9 protein-coding genes are annotated in these 11,918 nt (G+C 72.3%); 4 read left to right on the top strand and 5 right to left on the bottom strand.

All coding sequences use genetic code 11. The annotated features are described in order from the left end of the window. Positions 1 to 134: 134 nt before the first annotated feature. The 5 genes from ACFWJX_RS16805 to ACFWJX_RS16785 form a co-directional block, all read right to left on the bottom strand. Positions 135 to 1,445, bottom strand: coding sequence for a DUF58 domain-containing protein (locus tag ACFWJX_RS16805; protein WP_383242958.1), 1,311 nt, complete (start codon positions 1,443 to 1,445; stop codon positions 135 to 137). Then, positions 1,445 to 2,434, bottom strand: coding sequence for an AAA family ATPase (locus tag ACFWJX_RS16800; RefSeq protein WP_383242955.1), 990 nt, complete (start codon positions 2,432 to 2,434; stop codon positions 1,445 to 1,447). Before ACFWJX_RS16800 ends, ACFWJX_RS16805 begins: the two co-directional genes overlap by 1 nt. After that, a complete protein-coding gene (locus ACFWJX_RS16795) occupies positions 2,434 to 3,630 on the bottom strand; it encodes a DUF4350 domain-containing protein (RefSeq protein ID WP_383242952.1) in 1,197 nt (398 codons plus the stop codon). The genes ACFWJX_RS16800 and ACFWJX_RS16795 overlap by 1 nt, the downstream gene beginning before the upstream one ends. Further along, on the bottom strand, positions 3,627 to 4,394 hold the full coding sequence (locus tag ACFWJX_RS16790; protein WP_383242949.1) for a DUF4129 domain-containing protein: 768 nt from the start codon (positions 4,392 to 4,394) through the stop codon (positions 3,627 to 3,629). The genes ACFWJX_RS16795 and ACFWJX_RS16790 overlap by 4 nt, the downstream gene beginning before the upstream one ends. A gap of 70 nt (positions 4,395 to 4,464) precedes the next feature. Beyond that, a complete protein-coding gene (locus tag ACFWJX_RS16785; protein WP_383242946.1) occupies positions 4,465 to 5,808 on the bottom strand; it encodes a glycerophosphoryl diester phosphodiesterase membrane domain-containing protein in 1,344 nt (447 codons plus the stop codon). A gap of 140 nt (positions 5,809 to 5,948) precedes the next feature. Here ACFWJX_RS16785 and mtnA point away from each other — a divergent pair, with 140 nt between their 5' ends. The 4 genes from mtnA (at position 5,949) to ACFWJX_RS16765 (ending at position 11,819) form a co-directional block, all read left to right on the top strand. After that, complete coding sequence (gene mtnA / locus ACFWJX_RS16780) at positions 5,949 to 7,091, top strand: S-methyl-5-thioribose-1-phosphate isomerase (RefSeq protein WP_383242943.1); 1,143 nt, start codon at positions 5,949 to 5,951, stop codon at positions 7,089 to 7,091. A 160-nt stretch (positions 7,092 to 7,251) separates the two neighbouring features. Further along, a complete protein-coding gene (gene mtrA, locus ACFWJX_RS16775; protein WP_005316841.1) occupies positions 7,252 to 7,941 on the top strand; it encodes a two-component system response regulator MtrA in 690 nt (229 codons plus the stop codon). A 1-nt stretch (position 7,942) separates the two neighbouring features. Then, positions 7,943 to 10,000 carry an MtrAB system histidine kinase MtrB gene (gene mtrB, locus ACFWJX_RS16770; RefSeq protein WP_383242940.1) on the top strand — a complete coding sequence of 686 codons (2,058 nt, stop codon included), beginning with the start codon at positions 7,943 to 7,945 and terminating at the stop codon, positions 9,998 to 10,000. Next, a complete protein-coding gene (locus ACFWJX_RS16765; protein WP_383242937.1) occupies positions 9,990 to 11,819 on the top strand; it encodes an LpqB family beta-propeller domain-containing protein in 1,830 nt (609 codons plus the stop codon). The genes mtrB and ACFWJX_RS16765 overlap by 11 nt, the downstream gene beginning before the upstream one ends. Positions 11,820 to 11,918 lie beyond the last annotated feature (99 nt).

The raw sequence follows: 11,918 nt of genomic DNA, 5'->3' as shown, positions 1-11,918 counted from the left end.
GCCGATGGTACTGCAGGGGGGACCCTGTGGGAGAGTAGGACGCCGCCGAACAATCTTTGAGAAAACCCCCGTGCCTCCGGCACGGGGGTTTTCTGTTTTCTACGTAGGGCTTCCTTCGGGGAGCCCTTTTTCCATTACAGGCGGCCTGCTGCTTTCAGTGCCAGGTAGGCATCGGCGAGTGCCGGCGCGAGGTCGTCCGGGGTAGCGTCGACGATCGTGACTCCGTGGCGGCGGAGCTTCTCCGCGGTGCGGAGACGTTCCGATTGAGCCTGCGCTGCCGCCGCCGCTTCGTACACGGCATCCGTGGTGCCCCGGGCTGCGGCCATGCGGGCCAGGTACGGGTCGGCCACCGAGGCCAACAGGACTGTGTGGCGTCGGGCGAGCTGGGGCAGGACCGGGAGGAGGCCCTCCTCGACCGGGGCGGCGTCGAGAGTGGTCAGCAGGACGATCAGCGAGCTGCGGGGGGCCGTGCGCAGCGCTGTGGCGGTGAGGCCGCGGGCGTCCGTCTCGACCAGTTCCGGTTCGAGGGAGGCCATGGCGTTGACCAGGGAGGGGAGCATGTCTCGGGCTGTGCGGCCCTGGACGAGGGCGCGTACGCGGCGGTCGTAGGCGAGGAGGTCGACGCGGTCGCCGGCGCGGGATGCCAGAGCGGCCAGGAGGAGAGCAGCGTCCATGGAGGCGTCGAGGCGGGGGGCGTCGCCGACTCGGCCGGCGGAGGTGCGGCCGGTGTCGAGGACCAGGAGGATGTGGCGGTCGCGTTCCGGGCGCCAGGTGCGGACGGCGACCGTGGTCCGGCGGGCTGTGGCGCGCCAGTCGATGGAGCGGGTGTCGTCGCCGGGGACGTACTCGCGCAGGCTGTCGAATTCTGTTCCTTCGCCGCGGGTCAGGACACTGGTGCGGCCGTCGAGTTCACGCAGACGAGCGAGTTTCGAGGGTAGGTGCTTGCGGCTGGTGAACGGGGGCAGAACCCGTACGGACCAGGGAATCTTGTGGGTGCCCTGGCGGGAGAAGAGGCGCAGGGGGCCGTAGGAGCGGATGGTGACGCGGTCGGCCTGGCGGTCGCCGCGGCGGGTCGGGCGTAGGCGGGTGGTGATGCGGCGGCGTTCGCCGGCGGGGACGGTGACCTCGTGGCGGGAGGCGGCGATGTCGGTGCCGGGCTGCCAGCTGCTGGGGGGCCAGGCGTCGCGGAGGTGGGCGCGCAGGGGGCGGTGCGAGGGGTTGGTGATCGTGAGGGTGACGTCCGCTGTGTCACCGAGGCGTACGGAGGTGTCGCCGGAGCGGGTCAGGCGCAGGTGGCGTACGGGAGCTGCCAGGGCGAAGTCGCAGGCGCAGGCGACGGCCAGGGGGGCGTTCACGGCGAGGATGCCTGTCCAGCTGGGCTCCCAGATGCCGATGGGGAGGGAGCCCAGGGCCGCGAGGAGCGCGGTGCGTCCGGTGAGTGCCATCAGCGGGGGACGGGGACGTGGGTGAGGATCGCGGTGATGACCGAGTCGGCGGTGACGCCTTCCATTTCGGCCTCCGGGCGGAGTTGGACGCGGTGGCGCAGGGTGGGGAGGGCGAGGGCTTTGACGTCGTCGGGGATGACGTAGTCGCGGCCGGTCAGCCAGGCCCAGGCACGGGCGGTGGAGAGGAGGGCCGTTGCACCGCGCGGGGAGACGCCGAGGGTGAGGGAGGGCGATTCGCGGGTGGCGCGGCAGATGTCGACGACGTAGGCCGTGATCTCGGGGGAGACGGTGGTCTTGGCGACTGCGGCGCGGGCGGCTTCGAGGTCTGCGGGGCCGGCCACCGGGCGTACGCCGGCGGCGCGCAGGTCGCGGGGGTTGAAGCCCTCGGCGTGGCGGGTGAGGACGTCGATCTCGTCCTGCCGGGAGGGGAGGGGGACGGTGAGCTTGAGGAGGAAGCGGTCCAGCTGGGCTTCGGGGAGGGGGTAGGTGCCTTCGTACTCGACCGGGTTCTGGGTCGCGGCGACCAGGAACGGGTCGGGGAGGGGGCGGGGGGTGCCGTCGACGGTGACCTGGCGTTCTTCCATGGCTTCGAGGAGGGAGGACTGGGTCTTCGGCGGGGTGCGGTTGATCTCGTCGGCCAGGAGGAGGTTGGTGAAGACCGGGCCGGGCTGGAAGGAGAACTCGGCGCTGCGGCTGTCGTAGACGAGGGAGCCGGTGACGTCGCTCGGCATGAGGTCGGGGGTGAACTGGACGCGTTTGGTGTCGAGTTCCAGTGCGGAGGCGAGGGCGCGGACGAGCAGCGTTTTGGCCACTCCGGGGACCCCTTCGAGGAGAACGTGTCCGCGGCAGAGGAGGGCGACGACGAGACCGGTCACGGCGGGGTCCTGGCCGACCACGGCCTTGGCGATCTCGGCGCGCAGGGCTTCCAGGGAGGCGCGGGCACTGCCCGGGTCCCCGGTGCTCCCGGCGTTGTCAGTGGTCGGGTCCATCATGGACGGCGTACCTCTCTTTCGAGGGCGTCGAGTTGGTCGGCGAGGGCGATCAGGCCCGTGTCGTCGGCGGGTGGCGGGCCGAAGAGGAGGGCGTGCAGCTGCTGTCCGTCCCCGTGGAGGTGGGCGGACAGAGCGGGGACGAGGGTCTCGGGCGTGTGGGCCTGGGTGACGGGGACGCCTACGAGAGGGGCGAGGCGGGTGCGGGTGGTGGAGCGAAGAGCGGTGGCCGCGTGGTCGCGCGCGTTGGCCTTGCGGTAGAGGCGGGCGCGGCCTTCGACGGTTTCGGAGGCGCGGATCGCGACGGGGAGTTTTTCGGGCACGAGGGGGCCGAGTCGGCGTGCCCTCCAGAGGGCGGTGAGGGCTGCCGCGACGAAGAGTTGCAGTGTGCCCCAGAGCCAGCCGGAGGGGATCAGGTCGAAGAAGCTTTTCTCGTCGTCCTGGTCCGCGGCGGAGGTGTCGGAGAGCGAGGGGAGGTACCAGACGAGATGGGGGCGGGAGCCGAGGAGTTGGAGGGCGAGGGAGGCGTTGCCCTGCTCGTCGAGGCGGTCGTTGTGGAAGATGTCGGGCGCGCCGAGGACGACGGTGTCGCCGTCGCCGGTGGTGTCCGGAACGCGCACCAGGGTGGCCAGGCGGTTGCTGGGGTAGCACTCGTCGGCGCCGGGGCGGGTGGTGGTGTAGCGGATGCCGCCGGTGTCGGCGTTGCCGGCGCTCTGTGCGGCGGGCAGCGTGCAGTCGGGGGTGAGGGTGGAGCCGCGGCTGGTGGCGGGGTCGGCGGTGACGCCGGGGGCGAGCGTCTCGACGGACCAGGTGCCGGGGGCGACGAGGATCGTGCGGCCGCCGGAGTCGGCTGTCGCGGAGTGCAGTGCCCGTTGCTGGCGTTCCGTCAACAGGTCGGGTGTGGCGACCAGGAGTGTGGTGTCGGGGCTCGTCGCGGTGCGGGCCTCGGCCAGGGTGGTGACGAGGCGGGTGGAAACGCCGTGGTCGGCGAGGAGTTCGGCGACAGCGCGACTGCCGTGGGGGTCGCCGGAGCGGGGGTCGAGGGCGCCGTGGCGGGCGTCGGAGCGGAGGGTGGCGAGAACCGCGGCGCCGGCCAGGAGGAGCACGAAGGCCAGGACGACGCCGCGCGAGCGGTTCCACACCTGGCGGGTGGTGGGCGAGGCCGAGGTGGCGGGGGGCGTGGCCTCGGTGGTCATTCGGTCCCCTGGCGGGTGGGTTGGGGGGCCTTGGGGGCGCTGCTGTGGGTGAGTTGGGGCTTGGTGTTGTCCACGTCGCGGTCGAGGTCGGCGATGCGGTGGTACGCCTGTTCGGTCGCGGTGCGGCCGCCGTATGTGACGTCGTCGAAGTCGCGGGCGGCGGAGCGGAGTCGGCCGGTGTGGGCGGGAAGGGCGTGGCCGGCTTCCGCCGCGGCCTCGTCGGCGGTGCGGCCGGGGCGGGTGTCGAGGAGGGCGCGTTCCTCCAGGGAGCAGACGATGGCCCGCATGCGTTCCTGGACGGCCTGGTTCCAGTGGCCCTGGGCGGCGTGGGCCTCGGCGGCAGCGCGGTGGTCTGCGGCGCTGCGGGGGCCGTCGTCGAACAGGGCGGCCGCGGAGGCGGGTTGGCGGCGGGGGGTGCCGAGGCGCCACCAGAGGGCGGCCCCGACGGCGGCGACGGCCAGGACGATGACGACCAGCCCGAGCAGTCCGCCCGGGGCGGCGGTCGAGGCGGTGCCGAAGAGGCCGTCGAGCCAGTCCCAGAAGGAGTTCAGGGCACGCTCGAAGAGGCTTGGGTCGTTCTCGTGGTACAGCCGCTTGGACAGCTCACGGCGGGCCGCCTCGCGCGCCGGATCGCGTGGAATGGTCACCGGTGGTTCGCCGTCCGAGCCTGCCCACGACAGGGGTGAGCCTTCGGCGGCCCGCAGCAGGGCGCGCACGGCACGGTCGGCGGCGCCGGACAGCGCCGTCGGGGCCGGGTCGGCCATGCCGGGTGGTGTCGGCGTGGGCGGGCCTGCCGGTGCCGCTGTGAGGACTCCCCCCGCAAGGCTCACCGCATCAGCTCCCCGGGGTGGTGCCGGGGGTTCCGTAGCCCTGGACGCCTGCGGCGCGGGCCAGGTCGAGGTCGAGGGCCTCGCGCCGGATCCGCTGGTCGACGTAGAGGAGTACGGCGACGCCCGCCGTGATCGGGAAGGTGATCAGCGAGCCGATGACCGAGCCGATGCCGCTGACGATGAGGTAGGTCCAGCCGAGGTCGTTGCCGGCGTCCGTGAAGGCGCTGAGACCGCCGGGGCTGAGCGCGGCACCGAGGAGGGCGAAGGGCACGGCGATGATCATGGCGACGATGTTCGCGATGATCAGGGAGAGGACCTGGATGCCACAGACCCGCCACCAGGAGCCGCGGACGAGCTTCGCGGATCGGGCCATGGCCTTCTTGATGCCCTGCTTCTCCAGCATCAGCGTGGGCGGTGCGAGGGAGAAGCGGACCAGCAGGGACACCGCGACGAGGATCGATCCGATGCTGCCGATCGCCGTGAGCGCGTCGCCCGCGGCGCCGCCCAGGAGGGCGCCCGGCAGGACGCAGGCGAGGGCGACGGCGGTCACCATCACCAGCAGCAGGAGGATCAGGCCGAACAGTTTGAGCAGCTGGGGGCGGGCGTCGCGCCAGGCCTCGCCGGTGGTGACCGGCTTGCCGAGGACGGCGCGGCTGGTGACGGCTGTGAGGAGCGCGGTCGCGGTGATGGTGCCGACCAGGCTCACCAGGAAGATGACACCGGAGTTGAGCAGGACGGAACCCATGGCGTCGAGCTGTTCGTCGACCGTGGCGCTCGCGTCGCCGAGGGCGGCCGTGCTGGTGGATTCGTCCAGGACCAGGCCTTGCAGGAGGACGACGATGACTTCGACGACGATGGCGACGGTCAGGGAGATGCCCAGGACCGTGCGCCAGTAGGTGCGCATGGTGGAGACGGCGCCGTCGAGGATCTCGCCCACGCCGAGCGGGCGCAGCGGGATGACGCCCGGCTTGGCAGCGGGCGGGGGGCCGCCCCAGCCACCGCCCCAGCCGCCAGGAGCGCCGTATCCGCCGGGGCCCGTGGGGCCGTAGCCGGGGCCGGTGGGGCCGTAGCCGGGGCCGGTGGGCGGGCGGGTGCCCCAGCCGGGGCCGGGGGGTGGCGGCGGCGGGGCCTGACCCTGGTTCGGGGGGCCTGTCGGCGCGGACCACTGGCCGGGCGGCGGCTGCTGCGGGGACCACTGCGGGCCGGGGCCATGCGGGTTCTTGACCGGCTGGTCCGCGGGCTGCGTGCCGCCGGGGCGGTCGGCGGGCTCGGGAGGCGTGGACGTCCCGGGCTCCTGTCCGTCGGACGGGGCGGATCCGGGCGAGGCCCAGCCCGGAGTGTCGTTCATCGTCGCTCCTTCACGGTGCCCGTCCGCGGTCGCGGCGGCAGGTTGAGAGCCATCGTGCCATGGGGTCGTCGACGGCGGACCGGCCGCGGTCCGGGCTGCACACCTTCGATTGTCCGGCGGATAACGGGCACACTGACGGCATGGCTGATCAGTACGCGCAATCCGGCGATGACAAGCGGCCCACCGAGGTACCCGCGATCCGCTGGGAGGAACCACCCGAAGGTCCCGTGCTGGTGCTTCTCGACCAGACGAGGCTGCCGGCCGAGGAGGTGGAGCTGGTCTGTACGGATGCGTCGGCGCTGGTGGACGCGATCGGTTCACTCGCCGTGCGCGGGGCACCGCTGCTCGGGATCGCCGGGGCCTACGGGGTCGCGCTCGCCGCCGCGCGAGGCTTCGCCGTGGACGAGGCGGCGGACGCGCTCGCGGGCGCCCGGCCCACCGCGGTGAACCTGTCCGTCGGCGTGCGCCGGGCCCGCGACGCCTACCAGGCGGAGGTCGCCAAGGGCGGCGGGCCCGAGCAGGGCGCCCGTGCCGCGCTGGCCGCGGCACGGCAGCTGCACCGGGAGGACGCCGAGGCGAGCGCCCGGATGGCCGAGCACGGGCTCACGCTCCTCGACGAGCTGCTGCCCGGCGGTGGACACCGGGTGCTCACCCACTGCAACACCGGCGCGCTGGTGTCGGGCGGCGAGGGGACCGCGTTCGCGGTGGCTCTCGCCGCGCACCGGGCGGGCCGGCTGCGACGGCTGTGGGTGGACGAGACGCGTCCGCTGCTCCAGGGCGCCCGGCTGACGGCGTACGAGGCGGCGCGCAGGGGGATGGCCTACACGCTGCTCACCGACAACGCGGCGGGGTCGCTGTTCTCGGCCGGTGAGGTCGACGCGGTGCTGATCGGGGCCGACCGCATCGCGGCCGACGGCTCGGTGGCCAACAAGGTGGGGAGCTATCCGCTCGCGGTGCTCGCCCGGTACCACCATGTGCCGTTCATCGTGGTGGCGCCGGTGACGACGGTCGACCCGGACACCCCCGACGGGGCGTCCATCGAGGTCGAACAGCGGCCCGGGTTCGAGGTGACGGAGATGGCCGCGCCGCAGGCGCCGATGTCGGGAGCGGGCGGCGGGATCCCCGTGGCGCCCCTGGGGACGCAGGCGTACAACCCGGCGTTCGATGTGACGCCGCCCGAGCTGATCACAGCGATCGTCACGGAGGAGGGTGTCGTCTCGCCGGTGACGGCCGAGGGACTGGCGGAGCTGTGCGCCAGGTCGGGGCGGGTGACGACCGACTGAGGGGGGCGCCGCCCTGTCGCACGGGCTCTGTCGGGGGGCCTCCGGGACTGCGCTGACCGCGCTGCCGGGGGCCGGGGCAGACAGTGACCGTTCCCTACGACTATCGTCACGGGCCAGTGACCCTGCTCACCAGCGCCACTGTCACTGTTATGAGAATGGGATGATGTCGTTTATGAAGGGACGAGTCCTTGTCGTCGACGACGACACCGCACTGGCCGAGATGCTCGGCATCGTGTTGCGTGGTGAAGGTTTTGAGCCGTCTTTCGTAGCCGACGGCGACAAGGCGCTGGCCGCTTTCCGTGAGGCGAAGCCCGACCTCGTGCTGCTGGACCTGATGCTGCCCGGACGGGACGGCATCGAGGTATGCCGCCTGATCAGGGCGGAGTCCGGCGTGCCGATCGTCATGCTCACGGCCAAGAGCGACACCGTCGACGTCGTCGTGGGCCTCGAATCGGGCGCCGACGACTACATCGTGAAACCGTTCAAGCCGAAGGAGCTGGTCGCCCGGATCCGGGCGCGGCTGCGGAGGTCAGAGGAGCCCGCTCCCGAGCAGCTCACCATCGGTGACCTCGTCATCGACGTGGCCGGTCACTCCGTGAAGCGGGACGGGCAGTCGATCGCGCTGACGCCGCTGGAGTTCGACCTGCTGGTCGCGCTGGCCCGCAAGCCGTGGCAGGTGTTCACGCGGGAAGTGCTGCTCGAGCAGGTGTGGGGCTACCGGCACGCCGCCGACACCCGCCTGGTCAACGTGCATGTACAGCGGCTGCGTTCCAAGGTCGAGAAGGACCCGGAGCGGCCGGAGATCGTGGTGACCGTCCGTGGCGTCGGTTACAAGGCCGGACCGAGCTGACATGTCCAAGGACGGTGCCGCTTCGGCCCCCGGCCGGTCCGGGGCCCGTCCGGAGCGGCCTGTCGGCCCGGAGCGGGCGGGATCGCGCTTCGCGCACCTCTTCGCCGGCGGGCTCCTCCAGGGCGGCGTGCAGAACAGCCCCGTCCTGCGGCTGCTGCTGCGCTGGGTGCGCCGGCCGCTGCTGCCGGTCATGCGGCTGTGGCGGCGCAACATCCAGCTCAAGGTCGTCGCCACGACCCTGCTGATGTCACTGGGCGTCGTCCTGCTGCTGGGCTTCGTCGTCATCGGACAGGTACGCAACGGACTCCTCGACGCCAAGGTCAACGCCTCCCAGAGCCAGGCCACCGGCGGCTTCGCCGTGGCCAAACAGAAGGCCGACGAAGCGGCCGGTTCGGCCGCCGACGACGGGAACGGCACGGACGGCCGCGCCTCCCAGAACGTCATCGAATGGATGAGCGAACTCGTGCTGTCGCTGTCCAGCGGCGGCCAGGGCGCCTTCGATGTGGTCACCCTGCCCCCCGGCGACGACAGCGGCGGCGGCCGCGGGCCGCGGGCCTCCGGCTCCGTCGACCCCAACAAGAGCGTCCCCGACGTCCTGCGCGAGCGCGTCAACAGCAGCACCGGCGCCGTCCAGAGGTACTCCCGCATCATCTACCTCAGCGACAAGGAGTCCCAGCCGGCCCTCGTCATCGGCAAACGGGTCAACGACCCCAACGGCGACCCCTACGAGCTGTACTACCTCTTCCCGCTCACCCAGGAGGAGAAGTCCCTCAGCCTCGTCAGGGGCACCCTGGCCACCGCCGGACTCTTCGTCGTCGTACTCCTCGGAGCCATCGCCTGGCTCGTCGTACGGCAGGTCGTCACCCCCGTGCGGATGGCCGCCGGGATCGCCGAGCGGCTCTCCGCCGGACGCCTCCAGGAACGTATGAAGGTCACCGGCGAGGACGACATCGCACGGCTCGGCGAAGCCTTCAACAAGATGGCGCAGAACCTCCAGCTGAAGATCCAGCAGCTGGAGGACCTGTCCCGCATGCAGCGGCGGTTCGTGTCCGACGTGTCGCACGAACTGCGCACACCCCTGACGACCGTGCGGATGGCCGCCGACGTCATCCACGAGACCCGCGAGGACTTCGATCCCGTCACCGCCCGCTCGGCGGAGCTCCTCGCCGACCAGCTCGACCGCTTCGAGTCCCTGCTCGCCGACCTGCTGGAGATCAGCCGCTTCGACGCGGGCGCCGCCGCCCTCGAGGCCGAACCCATCGACCTGCGCGAAGTCGTCCGCCGCGTCGTCAGCGGAGCCGCACCGCTCGCCGAACGCAAGGGCACGTCCATACGCGTCCGCGGCGACCAGCAGCCCGTCGTCGCCGAGGCCGACGCCCGCCGCGTGGAACGCGTCCTGCGCAACCTCGTCGTCAACGCCGTCGAACACGGCGACGGCAAGGACGTCGTCGTCAAGCTCGCCAGTGCGGGCGGAGCCGTCGCCATCGCCGTCCGCGACTACGGCGTCGGACTCAAGCCCGGCGAGGCCACGCGCGTGTTCAGCCGCTTCTGGCGCGCCGACCCGGCACGCGCGCGCACCACCGGCGGCACCGGCCTCGGACTCTCCATCGCCCTGGAGGACGCCCGCCTGCACGGCGGCTGGCTCCAGGCCTGGGGCGAACCCGGCGGCGGCTCACAGTTCCGGCTCACCCTGCCCAGGACCGCGGACGAACCCCTGCGGGGCTCACCGATACCCCTGGAACCCAAGGACTCCCGCCGAAACCGCGGACTCAACGAAGCCGGCCTGCCGCGCGGCGGAAGCGAGAAGAGCGCCACCGTGCCGGTCCAGCCCGCCGACGAGCGGCGATCCCCCGGCCGGTCACCCCTCGCACCCCGGCAGGGCGCCGTGGCCCCCACCGCCGATCCGACGGCACTGCCCGGGAACGGCGCACGCGTCGTGCCCCGGCCCGCCTCCGGCGCACGCCCACAGGACCCGCCCACCAGGGACAGGACACCCGGCGAGGCGGACAGGGAAACCGACGGCGCGAACCAGCATGGGGAGGCATATCGTGGGCGCTGACCGCGACAGAGGCCGCCGGCGCACGCCGGTGCGCGGGACGGCGTACGCCGTCTGTGGCGTCGTACTGCTGGCGGGATGCGCCTCGATGCCCGACAGCGGCGACCTGCGCGGCGTGGAATCCACCCCCCGCCAGGAAACGCAGGTACGGGTCTTCGCCCTGCCGCCCCGCGACGACGCACCGCCCGCCGAGATCGTCCAGGGCTTCCTCGAAGCCCTGACCAGCGACGACCCCGGCTACTCGACCGCACGCCAGTACCTCACCACCAGCGCCGCACAGCAGTGGGAACCCGAACGGTCCACCACCGTCCTCGCGGACGGGCCGGCCACCCAGGCCGACCGCCCCGGCGGCAGGGAGGACGGCGACGACTTCGCGTTCAGACTGACCGGCACCCGCGTCGCCACCATCGACGCCCAGCAGTCGTACACACCCGCCTCCGGCAAGTACGACCAGACGGTGCACCTCACCCGCGACAAGAAGAGCGGACACTGGCGCATCGACTCGCTGCCCGAAGGCGTCGTCATGGGCAAGTCGGACTTCCAGCGCAACTACATGTCGCTCAACAAGTACTACTTCGCCTCCCACACCACCTCCGCCGGTTCCGGACAGCCCATGGCCGTCGCCGACCCCGTCTACGTCCGCGAACGCGTCGACCCCATGACCCAGATGGTGCGCTCCCTGCTCAACGGGCCCACCAGCTGGCTGCGGCCCGTGGTCCGCTCCAGCTTCCCCACCGGCACCGCCCTCGCCAAGGACATCACCTCACTGGCACCCGACGACCAGAACAAGCTCACCGTGCCGCTCAACGACAAGGCGGCCCGCATCGGGCACGGCAAGTGCGACGAAATGGCCGCCCAACTGCTGTTCACCCTCCAGAGCCTCAACCCCACCGTCGACGAGGTCGAAGTACGCGCCGGCGGAAACCAGCTCTGCTCCCTCAGGGAGGAGCGGGCCGCCGCCGTCGCCGAACGCGGCGCGGAGCACCGACCCGACTACCTGTACTTCATCGACGCCCGCCACCGGCTGGTCCGCATGACCAACGCCGGCGACAGCGCCCGATCCGAACCGGTACCCGGCACCCTCGGCGACGGCACCAAGGCCCTGCGCTCCGTCGCCGTCGCCCGCGACGAACACAGCGCGGCCGGCGTCGCCCTCGACGGCAAGACGCTCTACGTCACCTCCACCGTCGCCGGCAACTCCCTCGGCGACCCCGTCCTCCAGAGCAAGGGCAAAACCGAGACCGACCGCCTGACGACACCCAGCTGGGACGGCCAGGGCGACCTGTGGGTCGCCGACCGCGACCCCGCCGACCCGCGCCTGCTCCTCCTGGAGAAGGGCGCCGGCGAGCCGCTGGAGGTCCTCACCCCCGGCCTCGACGGACGGATCAACACCGTACGGGTCGCCGCCGACGGCGTACGGGTCGCGCTCGTCGTCGACCAGGGAGGCAAGCAGTCCCTGCTCATCGGACGGATCGAACGCGACACGAGCGGCGAACGGCCCACCGTCGCCGTCCAGGAACTGCGCTCCGCGACCCCCGACCTGGAACAGGTCACGGCCATGTCATGGGCCGGGGACAACAGGCTCGTCGTCGTCGGACGCGAAGCCGGCGGAGTCGAACAGGTCCAGTACGTCCAGTGCGACGGCTCGATCCCCGAGACCGGCACCCTCCCCGGCCTCACCGAGGTCACCAGCATCGCCGCCTCCGAGGACAGCGAGGCCCCGCTCTTCGCCACCTCGAAGGAAGGCCTGCTCTGGCTGCCCGGGGGAAGCGGCTGGCGGACGCTGAAGGAGACCGGGTCGGTCGCGTTCTATCCGGGCTGAGGCCGATTGCCTCCTCGCGGGGACGCGCGCCTGCCCGACGGGAACGTCCGCGCGCCCTGGTTGTCAGACTTTCCACGAGTTTTCCACAGGGGTGCCGCC

The organism is Streptomyces sp. NPDC058335, from assembly GCF_042723915.1.
Classification (GTDB): Bacteria; Actinomycetota; Actinomycetes; order Streptomycetales; family Streptomycetaceae; genus Streptomyces.
Note: the sequence above shows the minus strand (reverse complement) of the source record. Positions and strands in the feature narration are given on the sequence as shown.

What these genes read in the sequence shown, in the direction of transcription:
- ACFWJX_RS16805 (WP_383242958.1), bottom strand. Translation starts at nt 1,445, where the DNA reads ATGGCACTCACCGGACGCACCGCGCTCCTCGCGGCCCTGGGCTCCCTC.
- ACFWJX_RS16800 (WP_383242955.1), bottom strand. Translation starts at nt 2,434, where the DNA reads ATGGACCCGACCACTGACAACGCCGGGAGCACCGGGGACCCGGGCAGT.
- ACFWJX_RS16795 (WP_383242952.1), bottom strand. Translation starts at nt 3,630, where the DNA reads ATGACCACCGAGGCCACGCCCCCCGCCACCTCGGCCTCGCCCACCACC.
- ACFWJX_RS16790 (WP_383242949.1), bottom strand. Translation starts at nt 4,394, where the DNA reads ATGGCCGACCCGGCCCCGACGGCGCTGTCCGGCGCCGCCGACCGTGCC.
- ACFWJX_RS16785 (WP_383242946.1), bottom strand. Translation starts at nt 5,808, where the DNA reads ATGAACGACACTCCGGGCTGGGCCTCGCCCGGATCCGCCCCGTCCGAC.
- mtnA (WP_383242943.1), top strand. Translation starts at nt 5,949, where the DNA reads ATGGCTGATCAGTACGCGCAATCCGGCGATGACAAGCGGCCCACCGAG.
- mtrA (WP_005316841.1), top strand. Translation starts at nt 7,252, where the DNA reads ATGATGTCGTTTATGAAGGGACGAGTCCTTGTCGTCGACGACGACACC.
- mtrB (WP_383242940.1), top strand. Translation starts at nt 7,943, where the DNA reads ATGTCCAAGGACGGTGCCGCTTCGGCCCCCGGCCGGTCCGGGGCCCGT.